The 24,811-nt window shown below is 60.3% G+C and carries 21 protein-coding genes; 9 read left to right on the top strand and 12 right to left on the bottom strand.

Going from position 1 to position 24,811, the window contains the following annotated elements:
• The 6 genes from nuoK (at nt 1) to AAEZ10_RS00315 (ending at nt 6,362) form a co-directional block, all read left to right on the top strand.
• Complete coding sequence (gene nuoK, locus AAEZ10_RS00340; RefSeq protein WP_003180046.1) at nt 1–309, top strand: NADH-quinone oxidoreductase subunit NuoK; 309 nt, start codon at nt 1–3, stop codon at nt 307–309.
• Nucleotides 306–2,159 (top strand): NADH-quinone oxidoreductase subunit L, encoded by a 1,854-nt coding sequence (gene nuoL / locus AAEZ10_RS00335; RefSeq protein WP_024013419.1) that lies wholly within the window; start codon nt 306–308, stop codon nt 2,157–2,159. Before nuoK ends, nuoL begins: the two co-directional genes overlap by 4 nt.
• 39 nt (nt 2,160–2,198) lie before the next feature.
• The gene (nuoM, locus tag AAEZ10_RS00330; RefSeq protein WP_016775285.1) at nt 2,199–3,731 is read left to right on the top strand and encodes an NADH-quinone oxidoreductase subunit M; all 1,533 of its coding nucleotides are present in this window, start codon (nt 2,199–2,201) and stop codon (nt 3,729–3,731) included.
• 7 nt (nt 3,732–3,738) lie between these two features.
• The gene (nuoN, locus tag AAEZ10_RS00325; RefSeq protein WP_350566885.1) at nt 3,739–5,202 is read left to right on the top strand and encodes an NADH-quinone oxidoreductase subunit NuoN; all 1,464 of its coding nucleotides are present in this window, start codon (nt 3,739–3,741) and stop codon (nt 5,200–5,202) included.
• A 354-nt stretch (nt 5,203–5,556) separates the two neighbouring features.
• Nucleotides 5,557–5,988: a type II toxin-antitoxin system Phd/YefM family antitoxin gene (locus tag AAEZ10_RS00320; RefSeq protein ID WP_163032913.1), complete on the top strand. Its 432-nt coding sequence runs from the start codon at nt 5,557–5,559 to the stop codon at nt 5,986–5,988.
• A complete protein-coding gene (locus tag AAEZ10_RS00315; protein ID WP_110645494.1) occupies nt 5,985–6,362 on the top strand; it encodes a type II toxin-antitoxin system VapC family toxin in 378 nt (125 codons plus the stop codon). The genes AAEZ10_RS00320 and AAEZ10_RS00315 overlap by 4 nt, the downstream gene beginning before the upstream one ends.
• Nucleotides 6,363–6,565: 203 nt before the next feature.
• On the opposite strand, the gene AAEZ10_RS00310 is transcribed toward AAEZ10_RS00315, so the two are convergent.
• Genes AAEZ10_RS00310 through AAEZ10_RS00285 form a run of 6 tightly spaced genes read right to left on the bottom strand, consistent with a single transcriptional unit; the run spans nt 6,566 to nt 12,518 of the window.
• Nucleotides 6,566–8,308, bottom strand: coding sequence for an ABC transporter substrate-binding protein (locus AAEZ10_RS00310; protein WP_016775286.1), 1,743 nt, complete (start codon nt 8,306–8,308; stop codon nt 6,566–6,568).
• 47 nt (nt 8,309–8,355) lie between these two features.
• Nucleotides 8,356–8,628, bottom strand: coding sequence for a DUF2160 domain-containing protein (locus AAEZ10_RS00305; protein ID WP_038861868.1), 273 nt, complete (start codon nt 8,626–8,628; stop codon nt 8,356–8,358).
• A gap of 10 nt (nt 8,629–8,638) precedes the next feature.
• A complete protein-coding gene (locus AAEZ10_RS00300; RefSeq protein WP_024013421.1) occupies nt 8,639–9,439 on the bottom strand; it encodes a carbohydrate ABC transporter permease in 801 nt (266 codons plus the stop codon).
• Between the two features lie 9 nt (nt 9,440–9,448).
• On the bottom strand, nt 9,449–10,315 hold the full coding sequence (locus AAEZ10_RS00295; RefSeq protein WP_007912484.1) for a carbohydrate ABC transporter permease: 867 nt from the start codon (nt 10,313–10,315) through the stop codon (nt 9,449–9,451).
• Nucleotides 10,312–11,424 carry an ABC transporter ATP-binding protein gene (locus AAEZ10_RS00290; protein WP_073471307.1) on the bottom strand — a complete coding sequence of 371 codons (1,113 nt, stop codon included), beginning with the start codon at nt 11,422–11,424 and terminating at the stop codon, nt 10,312–10,314. The genes AAEZ10_RS00295 and AAEZ10_RS00290 overlap by 4 nt, the downstream gene beginning before the upstream one ends.
• Nucleotides 11,424–12,518, bottom strand: coding sequence for an ABC transporter ATP-binding protein (locus AAEZ10_RS00285; protein WP_016775291.1), 1,095 nt, complete (start codon nt 12,516–12,518; stop codon nt 11,424–11,426). Before AAEZ10_RS00285 ends, AAEZ10_RS00290 begins: the two co-directional genes overlap by 1 nt.
• Before the next feature lie 384 nt (nt 12,519–12,902).
• Between AAEZ10_RS00285 and AAEZ10_RS00280 the strand changes: the two genes are divergently transcribed.
• Nucleotides 12,903–14,738 (top strand): sigma-54-dependent Fis family transcriptional regulator, encoded by a 1,836-nt coding sequence (locus tag AAEZ10_RS00280; protein ID WP_073471309.1) that lies wholly within the window; start codon nt 12,903–12,905, stop codon nt 14,736–14,738.
• Nucleotides 14,739–14,919: 181 nt separating this feature from the next.
• On the opposite strand, the gene cysS is transcribed toward AAEZ10_RS00280, so the two are convergent.
• Nucleotides 14,920–16,302, bottom strand: a complete 1,383-nt coding sequence (gene cysS, locus AAEZ10_RS00275) for a cysteine--tRNA ligase (RefSeq protein ID WP_073471310.1) — start codon at nt 16,300–16,302, stop codon at nt 14,920–14,922.
• A gap of 18 nt (nt 16,303–16,320) precedes the next feature.
• Nucleotides 16,321–18,018: a glutamine--tRNA ligase/YqeY domain fusion protein gene (locus tag AAEZ10_RS00270; RefSeq protein ID WP_024013424.1), complete on the bottom strand. Its 1,698-nt coding sequence runs from the start codon at nt 18,016–18,018 to the stop codon at nt 16,321–16,323.
• A gap of 250 nt (nt 18,019–18,268) precedes the next feature.
• On the opposite strand from AAEZ10_RS00270, the gene AAEZ10_RS00265 reads away from it, so the two are divergent.
• Nucleotides 18,269–18,775, top strand: a complete 507-nt coding sequence (locus AAEZ10_RS00265) for a peptidylprolyl isomerase (protein ID WP_073471311.1) — start codon at nt 18,269–18,271, stop codon at nt 18,773–18,775.
• Nucleotides 18,772–19,518: a UDP-2,3-diacylglucosamine diphosphatase gene (lpxH, locus tag AAEZ10_RS00260; RefSeq protein WP_016775296.1), complete on the top strand. Its 747-nt coding sequence runs from the start codon at nt 18,772–18,774 to the stop codon at nt 19,516–19,518. Before AAEZ10_RS00265 ends, lpxH begins: the two co-directional genes overlap by 4 nt.
• Nucleotides 19,519–19,697: 179 nt before the next feature.
• Here lpxH and AAEZ10_RS00255 read toward each other — a convergent pair whose 3' ends face one another.
• The 4 genes from AAEZ10_RS00255 to AAEZ10_RS00240 all read right to left on the bottom strand — a co-directional run bounded on the left by AAEZ10_RS00255 (nt 19,698) and on the right by AAEZ10_RS00240 (nt 24,662).
• Nucleotides 19,698–21,227, bottom strand: coding sequence for a DHA2 family efflux MFS transporter permease subunit (locus AAEZ10_RS00255; protein ID WP_024013426.1), 1,530 nt, complete (start codon nt 21,225–21,227; stop codon nt 19,698–19,700).
• A gap of 275 nt (nt 21,228–21,502) precedes the next feature.
• Nucleotides 21,503–22,705, bottom strand: coding sequence for an HlyD family secretion protein (locus AAEZ10_RS00250; protein ID WP_071172914.1), 1,203 nt, complete (start codon nt 22,703–22,705; stop codon nt 21,503–21,505).
• Between the two features lie 15 nt (nt 22,706–22,720).
• Entirely contained in the window at nt 22,721–24,190 is a 1,470-nt protein-coding gene (locus AAEZ10_RS00245; protein ID WP_350566872.1) for an efflux transporter outer membrane subunit, read from the bottom strand.
• Nucleotides 24,180–24,662: a MarR family winged helix-turn-helix transcriptional regulator gene (locus AAEZ10_RS00240; RefSeq protein ID WP_110645491.1), complete on the bottom strand. Its 483-nt coding sequence runs from the start codon at nt 24,660–24,662 to the stop codon at nt 24,180–24,182. The genes AAEZ10_RS00245 and AAEZ10_RS00240 overlap by 11 nt, the downstream gene beginning before the upstream one ends.
• Nucleotides 24,663–24,811: the final 149 nt, after the last annotated feature.

Below are 24,811 nucleotides of genomic sequence, written 5' to 3'. Positions count from 1 at the left end.
ATGCCTGCTATCCCTCTCGAACATGGTTTAGCCGTTGCCGGCATCCTGTTCTGCCTTGGTCTGGTCGGCCTGATGGTCCGCCGCAACATTTTGTTCGTGTTGATGAGTCTGGAAGTGATGATGAACGCCTCTGCCCTGGCCTTCATCGTCGCGGGCGCCCGCTGGGCGCAGCCGGATGGACAGATCATGTTCATCCTGGTGATCAGCCTTGCCGCAGCCGAGGCCAGTATTGGTCTGGCGATCCTGCTGCAACTGTATCGCCGCTTCCACACGCTCGATATCGACGCTGCCAGTGAGATGCGCGGATGAACCTACTCTTTCTGACTTTCGTATTCCCTCTGATCGGGTTCCTGTTGCTGTCGTTCTCGCGCGGCCGCTTCTCGGAAAACCTCTCGGCGCTGATCGGTGTCGGTTCGATCGGCCTGTCGGCCATCGTCACCGCTTACGTGATCTGGCAATTCAACGTCGCACCGCCGGAGGGTGGCGTGTACACCCAGGTGCTGTGGCGCTGGATGTCGGTGGAAGGTTTCCAGCCGAACTTCGCGCTGTACCTGGATGGCCTGTCGGTGACCATGCTCGGTGTGGTCGTCGGCGTCGGCTTCCTGATCCACCTGTTCGCGTCCTGGTACATGCGTGGCGAAGACGGTTACTCGCGCTTCTTCTCGTACACCAACCTGTTCATCGCCAGCATGCTGTTCCTGATCCTCGGCGATAACCTGCTGTTCATCTACTTCGGCTGGGAAGGCGTGGGCCTGTGCTCGTACCTGTTGATCGGTTTCTACTACAGCAACCGCAACAACGGTAACGCGGCACTCAAGGCGTTCATCGTCACCCGCATCGGCGACGTGTTCATGGCCATCGGCCTGTTCATCCTGTTCCAGCAACTGGGCACGTTGAACGTCCAGGAACTGCTGGTGCGTGCGCCTGAGCACTTCAAGGTCGGCGATTTCTGGATCGTTCTGGCAACCCTGATGCTGCTCGGTGGTGCTGTCGGTAAATCGGCGCAACTGCCACTGCAAACCTGGCTCGCGGATGCGATGGCCGGCCCAACTCCGGTTTCGGCACTGATCCACGCCGCAACCATGGTCACCGCCGGTGTCTACCTGATCGCCCGTACCCATGGTCTGTTCGCCTTGGCGCCGGACATCCTGCACCTCGTCGGCATCGTCGGTGGCGTGACCCTGGTGCTGGCCGGTTTCGCCGCGCTGGTGCAGACCGACATCAAACGTATCCTCGCCTACTCGACCATGAGCCAGATCGGCTACATGTTCCTGGCGCTGGGCGTTGGCGCCTGGGAAGGCGCGATCTTCCACCTGATGACCCACGCCTTCTTCAAGGCCCTGCTGTTCCTTGCTTCCGGTGCGGTGATCGTTGCCTGCCACCACGAGCAGAACATCTTCAAGATGGGCGGTCTGTGGAAGAAACTGCCACTGGCCTACGCCAGCTTCATCGTCGGTGGTGCCGCGCTGGCCGCTCTGCCACTGGTTACCGCAGGCTTCTACTCCAAGGACGAAATCCTCTGGGAAGCGTTCGCCAGCGGCAACCAGGGTCTGCTTTACGCAGGTCTGGTCGGTGCGTTCATGACTTCGCTGTATACCTTCCGCCTGATCTTCATCGCGTTCCACGGTGAAGCCAAGACCGAAGCCCACGCCGGCCACGGCATTGCCCACTGGCTGCCTCTGTCGGTACTGATCGTGCTGTCGACTTTCGTCGGCGCGATGATCGTGCCACCGCTGCACGGCGTACTGCCGCAAAGCGTTGGCCATGCCGGTGGCGAAGCCAAACACAGTCTGGAAATCGCCTCGGGCGCCATCGCCCTGGCCGGTATCCTGCTGGCAGCGCTGCTGTTCCTCGGCAAGCGTCGCTTCGTCACGGCGATCGCCAACAGCGGCATCGGCCGTTTCCTTTCGGCCTGGTGGTTCGCTGCCTGGGGCTTCGACTGGATCTACGACAAACTGTTCGTCAAGCCGTACCTTGCGATCAGCCATGTACTGCGCAAAGACCCGCTCGACCAGACCATCGGTCTGATCCCGCGTATGGCCAAGGGTGGTCACACTGCCCTGAGCCGCACCGAGACCGGTCAACTGCGTTGGTACGCCGCCTCGATGGCTGCTGGTGCCGTGCTGGTGATCGGCGCCATCGTGCTGGTAGCGGTCTGATATGAACCTTGCGAATTTGCGAAAGGAAACGAGCCCGTCATGATTCTGCCTTGGCTAATCCTGATCCCCTTCATCGGCGGCCTGCTGTGCTGGATGGGTGAGCGCTTCGGCGCTACCCTCCCGCGCTGGATTGCGCTGTTGACCATGACCCTGGAACTCGCGCTCGGCCTCTGGCTGTGGGCCCACGGTGACTATTCATTCGCACCGGCGCCGGGCGCCGATCCGACCTGGGCGCTTGAGTTCAAGCATGTCTGGATCCAGCGTTTCGGCATCAACGTGCACCTGGCCCTCGACGGCCTGTCGCTGTTGATGATCCTGCTGACCGGCCTGCTGGGTATCCTCTCGGTACTCTGCTCGTGGAAAGAAATCCAACGTCACGTTGGCTTCTTCCATCTGAACCTGATGTGGATCCTGGGCGGTGTGGTCGGCGTGTTCCTCGCCCTCGACCTGTTCATGTTCTTCTTCTTCTGGGAAATGATGCTGGTGCCGATGTACTTCCTCATCGCGCTCTGGGGTCACAGTTCTTCGGACGGCAAGAAAACCCGGATCTACGCAGCGACCAAGTTCTTCATCTTCACTCAGGCGTCCGGCCTGATCATGCTGGTGGCGATCCTCGGTCTGGTGCTGGTCAACTTCAACAACACCGGCGTGATCACCTTCAACTACGCCGACCTGTTGAAAACCAAGATGTCGATGACCACCGAGTACATTCTGATGCTCGGCTTCTTCATCGCTTTCGCGGTCAAGCTGCCCGTCGTACCGTTCCACTCCTGGCTGCCTGATGCTCACGCCCAGGCACCGACTGCCGGTTCCGTCGACCTCGCCGGTATCCTGCTGAAAACCGCGGCCTACGGTCTGCTGCGTTTCGCCCTGCCGCTGTTCCCGAACGCTTCGGCGGAGTTCGCGCCGATCGCCATGACCCTCGGTCTGATCGGGATCTTCTACGGCGCGTTCCTGGCGTTCGCACAAACCGACATCAAGCGTCTGATTGCCTTCTCTTCCGTTTCCCACATGGGCTTCGTGTTGATCGGCATCTACTCCGGCAGCCAACTGGCGCTGCAAGGTGCAGTGATCCAGATGCTGGCGCACGGTCTGTCGGCAGCGGCGCTGTTTATCCTCAGCGGTCAGTTGTACGAGCGTCTGCACACTCGTGACATGCGTGAGATGGGCGGTCTGTGGTCGCGTATCGCTTACCTGCCGGCCATCAGCCTGTTCTTCGCGGCGGCGTCGCTGGGCTTGCCGGGCACCGGTAACTTTGTCGGCGAATTCCTGATCCTGATCGGCTCCTTCGCCAGCGCTCCATGGGTGACGGCGATTGCCACTTCCGGTCTGGTGTTCGGTTCGGTCTACTCGCTGATCATGATCCACCGTGCCTACTTCGGCCCGTCGAAATCCGACGCGGTGCTGCACGGCATGGACGCGCGCGAACTGATCATGGTGCTCGGTCTGGCGGTATTGCTGATTTACCTCGGCGTCTACCCGCAACCGTTCCTCGACACCTCTGCCGCCACCATGCATGGCGTGCAGCAGTGGCTCGGCACCGCCTTCTCTCAACTCGCTTCGGCCCGGTAAGAGCGCTATGGAATTCACGATTCAACACTTTATTGCGCTTGCGCCACTGTTGATCACCAGCCTCACCATTATCGTGGTGATGCTGGCAATCGCCTGGCGCCGCAACCACTCGCAGACCTTCCTGATTTCGGTGGCGGGTCTGAACCTGGCCCTGCTGTCGATCCTGCCGGCTCTGAAAGTTGCGCCTCTGGCCGTAACTCCGTTGCTGCAGATCGATGCCTTCGCCTGCCTGTACATGGCGATGATCCTGGTCGCCACCCTCGCCTGCGTCACCCTCGCCCACGCCTATCTCGGTGATGGCGGTTCGGGTTACCCAGGCAATCGCGAAGAACTGTATCTGCTGATCCTGATGGCCGCCGCCGGTGGTCTGGTTCTGGTCAGCGCGCAGCACCTGGCCGGGTTGTTTATCGGTCTGGAACTGCTCTCGGTACCGGTCTACGGTCTGGTGGCTTACGCCTTCTTCAACAAGCGTTCGCTGGAAGCCGGTATCAAGTACATGGTGCTGTCGGCCGCCGGTTCCGCGTTCCTGCTGTTCGGTATGGCGCTGCTCTACGCCGACGCCGGTTCGCTGAGCTTCGTCGGCATCGGTCAGGCCCTGGCCGCGACTGGCCTGCCAAGCCCGCTGGCGCAACTGGGCCTGGGCATGATGCTCATCGGTCTGGCGTTCAAGCTGTCGCTGGTACCGTTCCACCTGTGGACGCCGGACGTCTACGAAGGTGCACCGGCACCGGTGGCGGCGTTCCTCGCTACCGCTTCGAAGGTCGCAGTGTTTGCGGTGATGGTGCGTCTGTTCCAGCTCTCCCCTGCTGCCAGCAGTGGTGTGCTGAGCGACGTGCTCAGCGTTATCGCGGTCGCCTCGATCCTGTTCGGTAACCTGCTGGCCCTGACCCAGAGCAACCTCAAGCGTCTGCTCGGTTACTCGTCGATTGCGCACTTCGGCTATCTGCTGATCGCGCTGGTGGCGAGCAAGGGTCTGGCGGTGGAAGCCATCGGCGTCTATCTGGTGACTTATGTCATCACCAGCCTCGGCGCGTTCGGCGTGATCACCCTGATGTCGTCGCCGTACAACGGCCGCGACGCTGACGCGCTGTACGAGTACCGCGGCCTGTTCTGGCGCCGTCCGTACCTGACCGCCGTGCTGACCGTGATGATGCTGTCCCTGGCCGGCATCCCGCTGACCGCCGGCTTCATCGGCAAGTTCTACATCATCGCCAGCGGCGTCGAAACGCGTCAGTGGTGGCTGGTCGGCGCACTGGTACTGGGCAGCGCCGTCGGCGTTTTCTACTACCTGCGCGTGATGGTCACCCTGTACCTGATCGAGCCAAACCTGCGTCGCCACGACGCCCAGCTGCACTGGGAACAGAAGGCAGGCGGCGTGATGCTGCTGGCCATCGCCCTGGTCGCATTCTTCCTGGGCGTATACCCGCAGCCATTGCTGGTGCTGGTACAACAGGCGGGTCTGGCGGGCTGATTGCTCGGCTGATCTGGCTGGAAATGAAAACGGCACCTTCGCGTGCCGTTTTTTGTTTGTAGCAGAAGTCGATATCGCCTGCGTTTGTGCAAGCGTCATCGCGGGCAAGCCCGCTCCCACAGGTGTGTGTGTGTGGCTCATAGCATCAGGGTGCATCGCTCCTGCAGTCTCGTGTACTGCCTGGGTTCTGGATACAGCATGAAAGCGTTTTGTACGATATTTTACCGGCCCACTTGCATCCTTATACAAACTCCGAAAGCTCTCTCCTTAAGCTCCGTTTCGTCCTACAGCCAACCCCGGAGAACAGTTCTAAGGTAGCTGCCCTGGCAGGTAGATATTGAATCGAGGCGGGTAATGAAACGAGATATCTTTTGTGAGTTGATGGAGGGTGTCGATGCTTTGGCTGCCCAGCGACAATGCAATGTTGCGCAACTGCACTATCAGCGCAGGTCGACGGATAGGACGCTTGGCTGCACGGAGCATTGGCGCGACTTTGCAGCGCTGAAATATTCTGGCTATATTTATCCAGAATACAGAGGTGAGCTGATGATCATCGTTCCGCTGGCTGAGGCCAAAAACAATTTATCGAAACTCGTCGATGATGCCGCTGCTGGCCAAGTCATCACGATTGCCAAGCATGGGCGGGCGATGGCTCGTCTTGTTCCGATAGGGAGATCCAGCGCACAGCGCATTGGCGCGATGAAGGGCAAACTCGTATTGCCCCAAGATTTCGACTCACCTCTTTCCGACGAAATATTGGATGCATTTGAAGGCACGCAGGCATGAGGCTTCTGCTTGACACGCATATTCTGCTCTGGACGCTAAGTGATGATGCCAGACTGACCACCAAAGCCAGAAAAATCATTGAAAATGCAGCTGATATCTACGTGAGCGCGGCAACATTCTGGGAAATGGCGATCAAGGTCGGACTTGGAAAGCTGAATGTCGACCTAGAAGAAATCCGTCAATATTGCATTGATAGCGGGTTTATTGAATTGCCAGTGAGCGCAGAACACGCGATTGCGGTGAAAGATCTTGAACACCATCACCGGGATCCGTTTGACCGCATTATTGTGGCCACAGCAATGACCGAGCCGATGAAGCTGCTCACGGCTGATCCTTTGGTGGCTCAGTACACCGATCTGGCCGTTCTGGTCTGACCCAGCGGTGGCAAGTCAGTCGACATCATTGTGTTTTGCACATCGCTTTCGCGAGCAGGCTCGCTCACACAATGGATAGGTCTGCTCAAAACATCCGATGACACCTTAGGTCCTGTGAGAGCGAGCCTGCTCGCGAAAGCCGCAGATCAGGCAGCAAAGAAAACGGCACCTTCCGGTGCCGTTCGCTTCTCACATTTCCAACATCACTTGCGCGCATCCGCCCAGGATTTCAGCAGTTCGCTATAGCTCACGGTTTCGCCCTTCGGCTTCTCGTTGGCCAGTTTCGGCTTCGGTGCGCCCGGTTGATCGAACCAGTATTGCGCATCGCGTTCCGGGTTCATTTTTGGTGCGCAAGTGGCCTGGGCCTTGGAGCGTTCGAGGCGTTCCATGATGCGGTCCTGATCCTTGGCCAGGCCATCGAGCGCTTGTTGCGGTGTTTTCTCGCCGCTGGCGGCTTCGGCGATATGGCTCCACCACAGCTGAGCGAGACGTGGATAGTCGGGCACGTTGGTGCCGGTCGGCGACCATTGCACACGGGCCGGGCTGCGATAGAACTCGACCAGACCACCGAGTTTCGGCGCCAGATCGGTCATGGCCTGCGAGTTGATGTCCGACTCGCGAATAGGTGTCAGACCGACGATGGTTTTCTTCAGCGAAACAGTTTTCGACGTGACGAACTGCGCGTACAGCCACGCCGCGAGTTTCTGTTTCTCAGGCGTGGATTTCATGAACGTCCACGACCCCACATCCTGATAGCCGAGCTTCATGCCTTCTTCCCAATACGGGCCTTTAGGCGACGGCGCCATGCGCCATTTCGGCGTGCCGTCGGCGTTGACCACCGGCAGGCCGGGTTTGGTCATGTCGGCGGTGAACGCGGTGTACCAGAAGATCTGCTGGGCAATGTTGCCCTGCGACGGCACCGGGCCGGACTCGGAGAAAGTCATGCCGGCCGCTTCCGGTGGCGCGTATTTCTTCAGCCAGTCGACGTATTTGGTGGTGGCAAACACGGCCGCCGGGCCGTTGGTGTCGCCGCCGCGGGTCACGCTTGAACCGACGGGATGACAGTCCTCGACGCGGATGCCCCACTCGTCCACCGGCAAACCGTTGGGCAGTCCCTTGTCACCGCCACCGGCCATGGAGAACCAGGCGTCGGTGAAGCGCCAGCCCAGCGACGGGTCTTTTTTGCCGTAATCCATGTGGCCGTAGACGCGTTTGCCGTCGATTTCCTTGACGTCTTCGCTGAAGAATTTGGCGATGTCTTCATAGGCCGACCAGTTCACTGGCACGCCCAACTCGTAACCGTACTTCTCCTTGAACTTGGCTTTCAGATCGGCGCGTTCGAACCAGTCGGCACGGAACCAGTACAGGTTGGCGAATTGCTGGTCGGGCAGCTGATAGATCTTGCCGTCCGGCGCAGTAGTGAAAGAAATGCCGATGAAGTCCTTGATGTCGAGGGTTGGCGAGGTGAAGTTCTTGCCCTCGTTGGCCATCAGGTCGGTGATCGATTCGGTCTTGCCGTAGCGAAAGTGCGTGCCGATCAGGTCAGAGTCGTTGACCCAGCCGTCGTAGATGTTCTTGTCCGACTGCATCACCGTCTGCATTTTCTCGACCACGTCGCCTTCCTGCAGCAGGTCGTGGGTAAGTTTGATCCCGGTGATTTCGCTGAAGGCCTTGGCCAGCACTTTGGACTCGTATTCGTGGGTGGTCAGGGTTTCCGAAACCACCTTGATGTCCATGCCGCGAAACGGCTCGGCGGCCTTGATGAACCACTTCAGTTCTTCAAGCTGCTGTTCGGCCGTCAGGGTCGAGGGCTTGAACTCGCTGCCGATCCATTTTTTTGCAGCATCTTCGTAGGCGTCGGCCCAGGCAGATGCGCTCAAACCGCTGAGTGCCAGCATGGCTGCCAATGAAATGCTATGTCGCAGCTTATTGTTTTTATCGAACATAGAGACCTCCTGTTTAAGTTGTGGAGCCGCGTTGCCGAACGATTCGACTAGCCCCAACGCATCACAGCCAACAGCCACACCAGGGACAACGCGGACGCCACCCAGATGCTCCAGTCGGTGACGCCGATTACCAGCAAATGCAGGTAGGCGCTGCCGAGAAGACCGATAAACAAGCGATCGCCACGGGTGGTGGCAATCGGCAGAAACCCGCGCCGCAGAATGCTCGGCGAGCGCAATTCCCAGGTGGTCATGCCCACCAGAATCAGACCGATGCCGATGAAGAACGCGGCGGTCGGTGTCGTCCAGCTCATCCATTCCATCATCAGCTCCTCATACCCGACCGAGGGCAAAGCCCTTGGCCACGTGGTTGCGTACAAACCAGATCACCAGCATGCCCGGCAGGATGGTCAACACCCCCGCCGCTGCCAGCACGCCCCAATCGATCCCCGACGCCGACACGGTGCGCGTCATCACCGCCGCAATCGGTTTGGCGTTGACCGAGGTCAGCGTGCGCGCCAGCAGCAGCTCGACCCAGGAAAACATGAAGCAGAAAAACGCCGTGACGCCGATACCGGAACCGATCAACGGGATGAAAATCTTCACGAAAAACTTGGGGAAACTGTAGCCGTCGATATAGGCCGTTTCGTCGATCTCCTTGGGCACGCCAGACATGAAACCTTCGAGAATCCACACCGCCAGCGGCACGTTGAACAGGCAGTGCGCCAAAGCCACGGCGATATGCGTGTCGAACAAGCCGATCGACGAATACAACTGAAAGAACGGCAGCAAGAACACCGCCGGCGGCGCCATGCGGTTGGTCAGCAACCAGAAGAACAGGTGCTTGTCGCCGAGGAAACGATAGCGTGAAAACGCGTAAGCCGCCGGTAACGCCACGCTCAGGGAAATCACCGTGTTGAGGCTGACGTAATACAGCGAGTTCAAGTAGCCGGTGTACCAGCTCGGATCAGTGAAGATCACCTTGTAGTTCGCCAGCGTGAAGTCCTGTGGGAAAAGCGTCAGCCCGCCGAGGATTTCGGTGTTGCTCTTGAACGACATGTTCAGCAGCCAGTAGATCGGCACCAGCAGGAACAGGATGTAGACCAGCAACGGAATAAGCTTTTTCTTGCTCATGGCCGGGCCTCAGCGGTTGGCGTCGGAGTGCGTCATGGCGGTATAGAACAGCCACGACACCAACAGGATGATCAGGAAGTACACCAGCGAAAACGCCGCTGCCGGACCGAGGTCGAATTGCCCTACGGCCATCTGCGTCAACGTCTGACTCAAGAAGGTCGTGGCATTGCCCGGCCCGCCGCCGGTGAGCACGAACGGCTCGGTGTAGATCATGAAACTGTCCATGAAGCGCAGCATCACCGCGATCAGCAGCACGCTTTTCAGCTTGGGCAACTGAATGTGGCGGAACACCGCCCAGGCCGAGGCGCGATCGATCCGCGCGGCCTGGTAATAGACGTCGGGAATCGCCCGCAGGCCGGAGAAACACAGCAGCGCGACGAGCGAAGTCCAGTGCCAGACGTCCATCACCAGCACCGTCACCCAGGCGTCCATGGTGTTGGCCGCGTAGTTGTAGCTGATGCCCATCGCGTTGAGGCTGGAACCGAGCAGGCCGATGTCGGCGCGGCCGAAGATCTGCCAGATGGTGCCGACCACGTTCCACGGAATCAGCAGCGGTATCGCCAGAATGATCAGCACCACCGAGGACCAGCGGCCCTTGGTCGGCATGGTCAGCGCGACGGCGATACCCAGCGGGATTTCAATCAGCAGCACGCAGGCTGAATAGATGAACTGGCGCAGCAGCGAGTCGTGCAGACGCGGATCAAGCAGCACTTGCTTGTACCAGTCAGCGCCGACGAAGTAGCGGCTGGACTGGTCGAAGATGTCCTGCACCGAATAGTTGACCACGGTCATCATCGGGATCACCGCACTGAACGCCACCAGCAGGAACACCGGCAACACCAGCCACCAGGCCTTGTTGTTCTGCACTTTGTTCATGGCTGCGCCTCCTCGTCGCTGACTTCCAGGAGAAATTCGTCGGCATAGACCATCAGCCATTGCGCCGGGAAGCTGATGTAAGCCGTGCCCTGAGGCACCGGTTTGTCTTCAGCCAGACGCACCTTCAACGGTGCGCCGTCGAGGTTGAGGGTCATGATCTTGTAGGTGCCGAGGTCTTCGACGTGTACGACTTCGGCCTGCATCGCGTCGTCAAACGGCTCGTCCCACACATGAATGAATTCGGGGCGGATGCCGACCTTGAGATTTTTCCACTGGCCGTGCTCGATATGGCGCTGCAAGGCGTCGGACAGCGGCAGGTGCGTCGAGGCGAAACCGACACCACCGGGCTGCGGCTGCACCTCGATCAGATTCATCCCCGGGCTGCCGATGAAATAGCCGACAAAGGTGTGGCTCGGCCGCTCGAACAATTCCCGTGGCGTGCCGAACTGGACGATCTGGCCGCCGTACATCACCGCAATCTTGTCGGCGAAGGTCGAGGCTTCGAGCTGATCGTGGGTGACGTAGACCATGGTGATGTTGAACTGCTCGTGGATCTGCTTGAGCTTGCGCCGCAGTTTCCACTTCAAGTGCGGGTCGATCACCGTCAGCGGCTCATCGAAGAGGATTGCCGAGACGTCATCGCGCACCAGGCCACGGCCCATGGAGACTTTCTGCTTTTCGTCGGCGGTGAGATTGCGCGCTTTCTTGCTCAGCAGATTCTGCAGATCGAGCACTTCGGCAATTTCCTGCACCTTGCTGTGCACTTTCGCCTCGGCCATGCCCTGATTACGCAGCGGGAAAGCGAGGTTGTCGAACACGGTCATGGTGTCGTAGACCACCGGAAACTGGAAAACCTGGGCGATGTTGCGCTTCTCCGGCGTGAGGTCGTTGACCGCTTTGCCGTCAAACAACACGTGGCCCTGGGACGGGCTGAGCAGGCCGGAAATGATGTTGAGCAAGGTCGACTTGCCGCAACCGGACGGGCCGAGCAAGGCGTAGGCGCCACCCTGCTCCCAGACGTGATCCATCTCGCGGATCGCGTAATCCTCCGCGCCGCTCGGGGTTTTGCTGTAGCTGTGGGCGAGGTGCTGCAAACGGATTTCGGCCATCAGGCAACCCTCGCGACACGCCGGCCCGGTGCTTGCACCAGACGGCCCTGCGCATCGAAAACGAACAGTTTGTGGGTCGGGATATAGATGCGGATCGGCGCATCGACGTCGTATTCGTGAACCCCGGGCAAGTGCAGCACCAACAGAAAGTGCTCGTTGCGCACATGCAGGAAGGTTTCCGAGCCGCTGATTTCGGCGACCTCGACGGTCACCGCCAGTTCGAGGTCGTCATCGTTGCTCGGCACCAGCGAGATATGGCTCGGGCGTACACCGAAGCGGAACTCGCCCTCGCCCACCGGGCGCAGATCGACGTTCAGCGGGAAGTGTACGAAGTTGGCGAAGCTGACTTCGTTGCCGGCAATGCGTCCCGGCATGAGGTTGATCGGCGGCTCGGAGAACAATTCAGCGGCGAGCACCGATTGCGGTTGGTGATAGACCTCGGTCGACGGCCCGCTCTGAATCACCCGGCCTTCGTGAAGAATGGTCGTGGTGCCGCCGAGCGCCAGCGCTTCGTTGGGTTCGGTGGTGGCGTAGATGGCGATGGTGTGGCGGGCCTTGAACAGCTCGCGCATTTCCTGACGCAGCTCTTCGCGCAGCTTGTAGTCGAGGTTGACCAGCGGCTCGTCGAAGAGGATCAGTTCAGCATCCTTGACCAGCGCGCGGGCCATGGCCGTGCGCTGTTGCTGCCCACCGGACAGCTCCAGCGGATAGCGCTGCAAGAACTTCTCGATGCGCAGCATGCGTGCGGTTTCCTGCACCTTGCTGTGGATGATCTCTTTCGAGATGCCGGCCTGACGCAGTGGCGAGGCGATGTTCTCGAACACGGTCATGGTCGGGTAATTGATGAACTGCTGATAGACCATCGACACGTTGCGCAGCCGCACCGGGCGCTGGGTAACGTCGACGCCGTTCATCAGCACTCGGCCGCTGTCGGGCTTGTCGAGGCCGGCCATCAGGCGCATGAGGCTGGTCTTGCCGGACAGGGTGCGCCCGAGCAGAACGTTGAAGGATCCGGGTTCGAATTTCAGGCACGCATCGTCGATCCAGATCTGGCCCTCGACGGTACGGCTGACGTGCTCCAGGGTGAGTGACATGGCTCGGCCTTTGTTATTTTTGGAGTCAAGCGACCGGAGCAACAGAGCGACATTCGTGCCAGAAATGGCAAGTGCTTGATTTGTCTTGAGAAGCAGTGTTTACGGGGGCAAGCAGCGTTCACAGCTGAACACTTTTGAACAGTCGGAGTGATTGACAATGAACAATAGTGAACAACACTCTATGCACGCTTTTGCCCAATCCTGAATGCAAATTGGATCCCCTGTGGGAGCGAGCCTGCTCGCGAAAGCGGTGTGTCATTCAATGAATGCATTGACTGAACCGACGCTTTCGCGAGCAGGCTCGCTCCCACAGGGGGATTTGTGTAGTTTTGAAGATCGGGTTCATAACAATAATAAAATCGCTGCACTCAGAGGCTCGCCCCCATGGCCGCACCTGCTTCGCCGCTGTCCCACGACGCGATCGTCCAGACCTCCTGGCAACGTTGCCGCGCGTTCGGCCTCGACCACCAGAGCGCCCCGGCCTTCGATCAATTGCCCGCCGCCGGCATTGCGCGGTTGCTCGACAGCCATCACTCGCTGGTGCAGACCACGCATCAGGAAGTCCTGCCCTACTACGAAAACATCCTCAGCAATTCCAACTGCCTGATCATGCTCGCCGACAATCAGGGCCAGGTGCTGACCTCATGGGGCACACAGCGCTTTATCGAACCGAATCTGGCCCGGGGCTTTCAGGCCGGGGCGAGCTGGATGGAGCGCAGCAGCGGTACCAACGCGATCGGCACCGCACTGGCCTGTGAGCAGGCGGTGCACATCGAACACGACGAACATTTCCTCAAGGCCAACCGCTTCATGACCGGCTCTGCCGCGCCGATTTTCGACGCCGAGCGCAAAGTCATCGCCGTGCTCGATGTCTCCAGCGACAGCTATCTGCCGCCCTCGCACACCCTCGGTATGGTCAAGATGATGAGCCAGACCGTGGAGAACCGGCTGATCCTCAACCTGTTCCATGGCCAGCACTTTCAACTGACCTTCAACACCGGGTTGAACAACCTCGACAGCCAGTGGGCCGGGTTGTTGATTTTCGATGAGAGCGGACAGGTGCTGTCGGCCAATCGCCGCGCCGACAATCTGCTCGGTGTGCGTCTGTCGCGGGTGAGTGTCGAAAGCCTGTTCAAGGTGTCGCTGCTGGAGTTGATCAATCAGCCCGAGGGTCTGCCGTTTGCCTTGCAGACCTCTGGACGCAACCGTTTCCAGTGTTTGCTGAAACGGCCGAAACAGGCACCGGTGCAAGCGCGGGTGTTTGTCGCCGAGGACAAGCCTGCGCCAGCCAGTGGGATCAGCCTCAATACGCTGCATTTCGGCGACAGCCGTGTGGAAAAAGCCGTGCGCCAGGCCGAGCGCTTGCTGGAGAAAGACATTCCATTACTGATTCACGGTGAGACCGGCGTCGGCAAGGAAGTCTTCGTCAAAGCCTTGCACCAGGCCAGTTCCCGGCAAAAACAGGCGTTCATCGCAGTGAACTGCGCAGCGATCCCCGCTGAACTGGTCGAGTCCGAGTTGTTCGGTTACGAGAAAGGCGCGTTCACCGGGGCCAACCAGAAAGGCAGCATCGGCCTGATCCGCAAGGCCGACAAAGGCACGCTGTTTCTCGACGAGATCGGTGACATGCCGCTGCCAACTCAGGCGCGTTTGTTGCGCGTGTTGCAGGAGCGCTGCGTGCAGCCGGTGGGCAGCAGCGAGTTGTTTCCGGTAGATCTGCGGATCATTTCCGCGACCAACCGATCGTTGCGCGAGCAGGTACAACTGGGCCGCTTTCGCGAGGATTTGTACTACCGCATCGGCGGCCTGACTCTGGAGCTGCCGCCTTTACGCGAACGCAGTGACAAGCAGGCGCTGTTCAAACGGCTGTGGGAGCAACATCGCGAGCCGACGCAATGGGCGGGGCTGAGCCCGGAGGTGTTGGAGCTGTTTGAAAAGCACCCGTGGCCGGGGAATTTGCGTCAGGTCAGCAGCGTGATGCAGGTGGCACTGGCCATGGCCGAGGAACAACCAGTGCGGCCTGAGCATTTGCCGGATGATTTTTTTGTCGACCTGGAGATGGAACCGGTGGAAACAGCGGCGCCGCTGGGGCTGGATTTGAATGATGTTGAGGCGTTGAATCGCGAGTTGAAGGCGGCCGGGGGGAATATCTCGCATCTGGCGCGGCGCTTGGGGGTTAGCCGGAATACGCTGTACAAGAGGTTGCGGCAGGCTGAATGACAAGTTGTCTGGACGGGCCTCTTCGCGAGCAGGCTCGCTCCCACAGGGGATCGATCGTTCCCACGCTCCGCGTGGGAACGCAGCCCGGGACGCTCCGCGTCCCTACAGAGCCGAACGCGGAGCGTCCGTTGAGGCATTCCCACGCAGAGCGTGGGAACGATCATGGTAGGGGCTTTGGGCCTCAGTCAGCCAGACGCCACGTGGTCCCACCCTTGCCATCTTCCAGCACGACACCCATCGCCGTCAGCTGATCACGAATCCGGTCCGACTCGGCCCAGTCTTTCGCCGCCCGAGCTGCCAGGCGCGCCGCAATCAGTGCATCGACTTCAGCCGCATCGACCCGCCCTTCAGCGCCCGCCTGCAGGAAGTCATCGGCCTCAAGCTGCAACACACCCAGCACACTCGCCAGTTCTTTCAGACGTGCCGCCAGCCCCGCCGCTGCATCGAGATCGCTCTCACGCAGACGATTGATCTCGCGCACCATCTCGAACAGCACGGCGCAGGCTTCAGGGGTGCCGAAGTCGTCGTTCATCACCGTGGTGAAACGCTCGACAAACGCTTCACCGCCTGCCGGCGCCACGCTCGGCAGGCCTTTCAGCGCATGGTAGAAACGCTCCAGTGCGCCCTTGGCGTCCTTGAGGTTGTCTTCCGAGTAGTTGATCGCGCTGCGGTAGTGGCTCGATACCAGCAGGTAACGCACCACTTCCGGGTGGTACTTGTCGAGCACGTCGCGGATGGTGAAGAAGTTGTTCAAGGACTTGGACATCTTCTCGCCATTGATGCGAATCATGCCGCAATGCATCCACGCGTTGGCGTAGGTCTTGCCGGTGGCCGCTTCGCTCTGGGCGATTTCGTTTTCGTGGTGCGGGAACTCCAGGTCGCTGCCGCCGCCATGAATGTCGAAGGTCTCACCGAGGCAGCAGGTGGACATCACCGAGCACTCGATGTGCCAGCCCGGACGTCCGGCGCCCCATGGCGATTCCCAGCTCGGCTCGCCCGGCTTGGCGGCTTTCCACAAAACGAAATCGAGCGGGTCTTGTTTCGACTCGTCGACCTCGATGCGCGCACCGATGCGCAAATCTTCGATCTTCTTGCGCGACAGCTTGCCGTAGCCCATGAACTTGGCGACGCGGTAGTACACGTCGCCATTGCCCGGCGCGTAGGCGTAGCCCTTGTCGATCAGGGTCTGGATCATCGCGTGCATGCCGGCGATGTGATCGGTGGCGCGCGGTTCCATGTCCGGCTTCTGGATGTTCAGGCGCGCTTCGTCTTCGTGCATCGCGGCGATCATGCGCTCGGTCAGCGCTTCGAACGACTCACCGTTCTCGCGCGCGCGATTGATGATCTTGTCGTCGATGTCGGTGATGTTGCGCACGTAGGTCAGGTCATAACCGCTGAAGCGCAGCCAGCGCGTCACCAGGTCGAACGCGACCATGCTGCGGCCGTGGCCGAGGTGGCAGTAGTCGTAAACGGTCATCCCGCAGACGTACATGCGCACCTTGTTGCCATCCAGCGGCTTGAAGACTTCTTTGCTCTTGGTGAGCGTGTTGTAGATCGTTAGCACGTTAGTTCCTTGACTCACTCACTGGCCCCACGAATCACGCAGGGTCACGGTACGGTTGAATACCGGCTGACCGGGTTTCGAGTCCTTCAGATCCGCAACGAAGTAGCCTTCGCGCTCGAACTGGAAACGGTCTTCCGGCTGGGCGTTGCCGAGCGATGGCTCAGCGCGACAACCGGTTAGCACTTGCAGCGAGTCAGGGTTGATGTTGTCGAGGAAGCTGGCGCTGTCTTCGGCCTTTTCCGGGTTCGGCGAACGGAACAGGCGATCGTACAGACGCACTTCGCACTCGACGCTGGCGGCAGCCGGCACCCAGTGGATCACGCCTTTGACCTTGCGCCCTTCCGGGTTCTTGCCGAGGGTGTCCGGGTCGTACGAGCAACGCAGTTCGACGATGTTGCCGTCGGCGTCCTTGATCGCTTCGTCGGCGCGGATCACGTAGCTGCCGCGCAGACGCACTTCACCGGCCGGTTCCAGGCGCTTGTAGCCCTTCGGCGGCTCTTCCATGAAGTCTTCACGGTCGATGTAGATTTCCCGGGCAAACGGCAGCGCGCGCACGCCCATGTCTTCTTTCGGGTGGCGTGGCAGTTCGAGGTTTTCGACCTGGCCTTCCGGGTAGTTGGTGATGACCACTTTCAGCGGACGCAGCACGCACATGGCACGCGGTGCGCTGTGGTCGAGGTCGTCACGGATGCTGAACTCGAGCATGCCGAAATCGACCACGCCGTCGGAACGGTTGGTGCCGATCATTTCGCAGAAGTTGCGGATCGATTTCGGCGTGTAGCCACGGCGGCGGAAGCCCGACAGCGTGGACATGCGCGGATCGTCCCAGCCGTTGACGTGCTTCTCGTCAACCAGTTGCTTGAGCTTGCGCTTGCTGGTGATCGTGTAGTTCAGGTTCAGACGGCTGAACTCGTACTGGCGCGGGTTCGCCGGCACCGGCAGGTTCTCCAGGAACCATTCGTACAGCGGACGGTGGCTTTCGAACTCGAGGGTGCAGATCGAATGGGTGATGCCTTCGATGGCGTCCGACTGCCCATGGGTGAAGTCGTAGTTCGGATAGATGCACCACTTGTCACCGGTCTGGTGGTGATGCGCGTGGCGGATGCGATACATGATCGGGTCGCGCAGGTTCATGTTCGGCGAAGCCATGTCGATCTTCGCCCGCAGCACGCGCGCGCCGTCGGGGAATTCACCGGCTTTCATGCGCGCGAACAGGTCGAGGTTTTCCTCAACCGAACGGTCACGGAACGGGCTGTTCTTGCCCGGCTCGGTCAGGCTGCCACGGTATTCCTTGGCCTGCTCCGGGGTCAAGTCGTCGACGTAGGCCTTGCCGGCCTTGATCAGCTCGACGGCCCAGTCGTGCAACTGGTCGAAATACTGCGAGGCGTAGCGCACTTCACCGGACCATTCGAAGCCCAGCCATTTGACGTCGCTTTCGATGGCGTCGATGTATTCCTGATCTTCCTTGGCCGGGTTGGTGTCGTCGAAACGCAGGTGCGTGACGCCACCGAACTCCTGGGCCAGGCCGAAGTTGACGCAGATCGACTTGGCGTGGCCGATGTGCAGGTAGCCGTTGGGCTCCGGCGGGAAGCGAGTCACGATCTGGGTGTGCTTGCCCGAGTCCAGGTCTGCCTGGATGATCGGCCGCAGGAAGTTGACCGGCACGGCAGGGCCGGACTTGGCATTCGAGGTAGGGTCGACAGTGGGCTTGCTCATAGGATCCTTGACGTACAGGTGCGCGGCCGCAAAGAGGGGCCAGACAAAACAAAGCCGCTATCATAGCCGATGCTGTCAAGGGCCTGACAGAGCAGCTCTTATAAAGGCACGCATTTAATCGCCGGGAAATGAAAAACCGCCTCGAAATTCGCGCCTGTCACGCTAAACTGCGCACCTTGGCCGAAGCAGGCTGAACCGGTTGTGGGGCTCAATGTCCCAGAACCACGAATTCCTCAGAAGAGTAGCGATCATGACTCAAGTCAAACTGACCACCAACCATGGCGACATCGTCATCGAACTGAACGCTGAAAAGGCGCCGATCACCGTTGACAACTTTCTCGAATACGTTAAGGCCGGTCACTACGAGAACGTGGTTTTCCACCGTGTGATCAAGGGTTTCATGATCCAGGGCGGCGGTTTCCAGCCTGGCATGCAGGAAAAGAAAGACAAGCGCCCGAGCATCAAGAACGAAGCCGACAACGGCCTGAAGAACGAGAAGTACACCCTGGCCATGGCTCGCACCATGGACCCGCATTCGGCATCGGCGCAGTTCTTCATCAATGCCACCAACAACAGCTTCCTCAACCACACCGCCAAGACCGCTCAGGGCTGGGGTTATGCCGTGTTCGGTAAAGTCGTTGCAGGCACTGAAGTAGTCGACAAGATCGAAGGCGTTGCCACCACTTCCAAGGCCGGCCACCAGGACGTACCAGCAGACGACGTGATCATCGAGAAAGCCGAGATCATCGAAGCGTGATATTGCTGATTTCAGACTTGCATCTGGAAGAGGAGCGCCCGGACATTACCCGGGCGTTTCTGGATTTGCTCGCCGGACGCGCGCGCTCGGCGAGTGCGTTGTACATCCTCGGCGACTTCTTCGAGGCGTGGATTGGCGACGACGCCATGACGCCCTTTCAGCGTTCCATCTGCCAGGCCCTGCGCGATTTGAGCGACAGCGGCACGGCCATATTCCTGATGCACGGCAATCGCGATTTCATGCTCGGCAAGGCCTTCTGCAAACAGGCCGGCTGCACCTTGCTGAAGGATCCGAGTGTCGTGCAGTTCTACGGCGAGCCAGTGCTGCTGATGCACGGCGACAGCCTGTGCACCCGCGACGTTGGCTACATGAAGCTGCGCCGCTACCTGCGCAACCCGATCACCCTGTTCATCCTCCGCCATCTGCCGCTGAGCAGCCGCCACAAACTGGCGCGCAAGCTACGCAGCGAAAGCCGTGCACAGACGCGGATGAAGGCCAATGACATCGTCGATGTCACCCCGGAAGAGATTCCGCGAGTGATGCAGGCATTCGGCGTGAAAACCCTGATTCACGGCCACACCCACCGCCCGGCAATTCACAAGTTGCAGCTTGGTGAGCAGGCGGCGAAGCGGATTGTGCTGGGGGATTGGGATCGTCAGGGTTGGGCGTTGCAGGTGGATGAGAGCGGGTATGCCTTGGCGCCGTTCGATTTCGCCCCGCCGCTGGCATTGCCGCACGGCTGAAGAGCTTTACCCCCTCACCCCAGCCCTCTCCCCCAGGGGGGCGAGGGGGAAAGGGAGCTGATCGCATGCAGTTCAAAACCTGAGTTCGACTCGGTATCGCAAGTCGATGTACCTCGAACATGCACCGCGGTCAGTCCCCTCTCCCTCCGGGAGAGGGTTAGGGTGAGGGGCTCTTGATTCTAGTGCCCCGAAGCTGCCGGCCCGGCCTTGGCGGCAAACGGCGGTTTCGCCAGCCATACAATCAGAATCAACCCCATGAACCCCCAGCCCAGCAACGTGAAGTAATCCACGGTGGAGAGCATGTACGCCTGGCTCGTGAGGATCTGGTCCATCTGCGCATACGCCGACTGGCTCGCCCCACCCAACTGATTCAAGGTCTCGCGGGTGGCAGGCTCAAACGTGCTGATGCTTTCGCTCATATACGCATGATGCTGATCGGCCCGGCGAATCCAGATCCAGGTGGTCAGCGACGCCGCGAAGCTGCCGCCCAGTGTCCGCAGGAAAGTCGCCAGGCCTGCGCCGTCAGCGATCTGGCTTGGCGGCAAGTCCGACATCAGAATGCTCAGGGTCGGCATGAAGAACAGCGCCACGCCGATGCCCATGAACAACTGCACCAGAGCGATGTGCTGGAAGTCGACTTCGTTGGTGAACTCGGCACGCATGAAGCAGCTCAGGCCAATCGCCAAAAACGCAATGCCGGCGAGCAGACGCAGGTCGAACTTGTGCGCGTATTTGCCGACAAACGGCGACAGCAGCACCGGCAGAATCCCGATCGGCGCCACGGCAAGTCCCGCCCAGGTCGCGGTGTAGCCCATTTGCGTTTGCAGCCACTGCGGCAGGATCAGGTTGATGCCGAAGAAGCCTGCGTAACCCAAAACCAGCACGAGCGTGCCGATGCGGAAGTTGCGATGGGCGAACAAGCGCAGGTTGACCACCGGATGGCGGTCGGTCATTTCCCAGATCACGAACACCGCCAGGGCGACCACGGAAATCGCCGCGCCGACGATGATGAAATTCGACTCGAACCAGTCCAGGTCATTGCCCTTGTCGAGGATCACCTGCAACGCGCCGACACCGATGATCAGGGTGATCAGACCGACGTAATCCATTGGCTGGCGACTGGTCACCACCGGCCGTTTCGCCAGTTGCGAACGCACCACCATCACCGCAAAGATGCCGATCGGCACGTTGATAAAGAAGATCCAAGGCCAGCTGTAACTGTCGGTGATCCAGCCGCCGAGAATCGGCCCTGCAATGGGCGCGACCACCGTGACCATCGCCAGCAGCGCCAGGGCCATCCCGCGTTTCGCCGGCGGATACACCGCGATCAACAGCGTCTGCGTCATCGGGTACAGCGGCCCGGCGACCAAGCCTTGCAGCACGCGAAAGCCGATCAGCTCAGGCATCGAAGTCGAGATACCGCAGAGAAACGACGCCAGCACGAACAGCATCGTCGCCCACAGAAACAGCTTCACCTCGCCGAAGCGGCGGCTGAGCCAACCGGTCAGCGGCAGCGCAATCGCGTTGCTCACGGCGAACGAAGTAATAACCCAGGTGCCCTGCTCCGAACTCACCCCGAGGTTGCCGGAAATCGTCGGCAACGCCACGTTGGCGATGGTCGTGTCGAGCACTTGCATGAACGTCGCCAGCGACAGGCCGATGGTGCTGAGCAACAGGCTGGGCGGCGTGAAAGAAGCGTTATTGCTCATTGTGAATCCTATGAAACCTGATGGTCGCTGCGGCCTGATGAACACAGGCGGCCCTGTGGTAGCAGGCCCTTGTGGCTAGGGGATTATCTGTGGCGAGGGGATTTATCCCCGCTGGGTCGCGAAGCGGCCCCGCTTTGGGCTCAGAAAAAACGGGCCTGCTGCGCAGTCCAGCGGGGATAAATCCCCTCGCCACAGATAAATCCCCTCGCCACAGATAAATCCCCTCGCCACAGATAACCCCTCACCACAGAGCCTGCTTCTGATCCGGTGTGCTCTCAGCGCTGTGCGGTCTTGCCTGCTGCTGCGCTGTTGTCGTGAATCAACTGGGCAATCATCGCGTCCGCTTCGGCCAGTTGGCGCTCGTAGACGTTGGTGCTGAACGAGGCTTTCTGCGGCGGTTGCTGGGCCAGCACCGGGCCGCTCTGGTCGTGCAGATTGACCTCGACATTGGTCGACAGACCGACACGCAGCGGGTGCTTGGCCAGCTGTTCGGCATTGATGTGGATACGCACTGGCACGCGCTGGACGATCTTGATCCAGTTACCGGTGGCGTTCTGTGCCGGCAGCAAGGCAAATGCGCTGCCGGTACCGGCGCCGAGGCTGTCGACGGTGCCGCTGTATTTCACATCGCTGCCGTAAATATCGGCCTCGATATCCACTGGCTGGCCGATGCGCATGTCACGCAGTTGGGTTTCCTTGAAGTTGGCGTCGATCCACAGCTGATCCAGCGGAATCACCGCCATCAACGCAGTGCCCGGCTGTACGCGCTGACCCAGTTGCACGGTGCGCTTGGCGACGTAACCGGTGACCGGCGCAATCAAGGTGCTGCGCGCATTGGTCAGGTAGGCCTGACGCAGATCGGCAGCCGCCGACATTACGTCTGGATGCGACGAGACCACGGTGTCGTCGACCAGTGCGCTGGTGGTCTTCAGTTGCTGTTTGGCGTTGGCCAGAGCGTTCTGCGCCGAGGTCAGGTCGTCGCGGGCGTGGGACAGCTCTTCCTGGGAAATCGCCCCGCCCTGGGCGAGATTTTTCCGCCGGTTGTAGTTGTCCTGGGCCTTCTGCACTTCGGCCTGCTGCGCGTTGACCTGGGCTTTCATGCCGTCGACGTTGCTATACAGGCCGCGCACCTGACGCACGGTGCGCGCCAGTTTCGCCTTGGCACTTTGCAGGCCGACTTCGGCATCGTTGGGGTCGAAGTTGACCAGCACCTGGCCTTCCTGGACCAAATCCCCGTCGTCGGCACCGATGCTGACCACGGTGCCGGTGACCAGCGGCGTGATCTCCACGACGTTGCCGTTGACGTAGGCATCGTCGGTGCTTTCGTTAAAGCGCCCGATGAACTCGTGATAGGCCCAGACGCCGGCAATGGCGAGCAGGACCACCACAGCGAGGGCCAGCAGCATCACCTTGCGTTTGCGCGGGTTGCCGGTGTCCGGGGTGTTGTCTTGAGCTTGGGTGTTTTCGGCAGTGGCCATGACAAATACCTTGAATTATGGGTGCGACGACGCGGGGCTGGCGTTGGCTGCGTTCAGGTTTTCATCCTGAAAGCCGCCGCCCAGCGCTTGCATCAGTTGAATCGACAGGTCGATCTGCTCGGCATTGAGGGTCGCCAGCTGACGCTGGGCCTGGAGCAATTGCTGCTCGATGCTGAGCACGTCCAGGTAGTTGCCGATGCCGGAACCGTAACGCTGGACGACGGTGTTGTAAGAATCCTGAGCGATGTCGGTGGCGTGTTGCTGCGCGCCGATCTGCCGGCCGATATCGCGCAGCTGGTTGATGGTATCGCCGACATCACCCAGGGCTTTGACCAGGCTCTTGTTGTACTGCGCCACCGCCAGATCGTAATCGGCGTCGCGGGCATCGAGGTTGGCGCGCAAGCGTCCGCCATCGAAAATCGGCAACGACACGGTCGGCGCGATGTTGAAGAAGCGGCTGGCCGAACCGAACATCGCATCACCCAGCAACGACTCGGCGCCGGCCGAGGCCGACAGATTGAGGTTGGGATAGAAACGGGTTTTCGCCGCATCGATGTCTTTGCTCGCCGCTTCGACACGCCAGCGTGCCGCGACCAGATCCGGGCGGCGTCCGAGCAGTTCCGCCGGCAACACCGACGGCACCGCCACGGCGCTGGCTTGGAGAACTTTCGGTCGAGCGATTTCGTTGCCACGATCCGGGCCTTTGCCGAGCAATACGGCCAAGGCGATTTTCGCGCTGTTCAAGCGTTTTTCCGCGTCGATCAGGCTGGCCTGAGAACTGGCTTCCAGACTCTGGGTTTGCTGGAACTGGTACTGGCTGTCGATCCCCGAACTCAAGCGGCGCTGACTGAGGTCGAGCATTTGCCGGGTGCGCTTGAGGTCTTCGCTGGCAAGGTCGTAAACGATGTGCGCCTGACCGAGATCGCTATAGGCACGGGCGACGTCAGCGGCAAGTGTCAGCTGCGCGGCCTGACGGTCGACTTCGGCAGCGCGGGCCTCGCCGAGTGCGGCTTCCCAGGCATCGCGCTGGCCGCCCCACAAATCGAAGTTGTAATTGAAGCCGGCGCTGACATTGCGCACCGTCGCATAGGCACCGCCCTGCCCCAGCGGATCCTGATCACGAGCCAGCCGCGAACGGCTGATGCCGGCGCTGGCGTCGAGGGTCGGATAACGCTCGGCATCGGCGGCATAGGCGGCGGCACTGGCCTGATGGGCGCGGGCGGCGGCAATCTGCATGTCCGGGCTGTCGCGCAGCGCTTCGCGGATCAGGCCGTCGAGCTGCGGATCGCCGAGGCTGCTCCACCAATCGCTTTTCGGCCACGCCGCTGGCGACAGGGTGACGCCTTCGAGAGACTGCGCTGTCTTCAGGCTCTTCGCGTCGAGGCGCTGGCCTTCAGTGTCGAGGCCGCTGTAGTTGGCGCAACCGGCGAGGATCATCGCCGACAGCAACAACGTCAGACTGCTGCGCAAAGTGTTAGCGCTCATTGTGATCACCTAGACGCTGGATGGTGATCGGGTCACCGGCGGCCAGCAGAATTTTCTTGAGGATGTATTCGAGGGTTTTCAGCTCGTCGCGGGAGATCGCGCCGGCCAGTTCATTCATCGCATCGGCACCGATGTGCGGCAGACGATCAGCCAGTTGCTGGCCCTGCTCGGTCAGCTTCAACTGCACCTGACGCCGGTCGCCTTCGCTGCGCTGACGAAGCAGAAAAGCCTTCTGCTCGAGACGATCGAGCATGCGCGTCATCGACCCGCTGTCCAGCGACAGATGCCGGCACAGCTCGGCCGGGGTGTCGACACCGAACTGGGCCATGATGATCAACACCTTGAACTGCGCGGCGGTGATGCCGTGGGGTTCCATGTGGGTATCGATGATCCGGTCCTTGAGCAGTGCGGCACGACCGAGCAACAGGCCGAGGTGGCAATGTTTGAATTCTTCCGGGGTGAAATGCTTCATGGCTCGACCTGATAACTGCCTAGGCAGTGAATGTATGTCGAGATGTTACTGCTTAGGCAGCGAATGTCAACGCAATAGTTAGGGGGCTTGGTAATTAGTTGACCAGTGGGCTGGGTTTTATCGCGTGAGCGATCGCACTCGCGAGCAGG

The sequence above is a fragment of the Pseudomonas sp. H26/SER47-MNA-CIBAN-0231 genome, assembly GCF_040310465.1.
GTDB lineage: Bacteria > Pseudomonadota > Gammaproteobacteria > Pseudomonadales > Pseudomonadaceae > Aquipseudomonas > Aquipseudomonas atacamensis.
The sequence above is the reverse complement of the archived record's forward strand: the minus strand, read 5'-3'. Positions and strand labels throughout refer to the sequence as shown.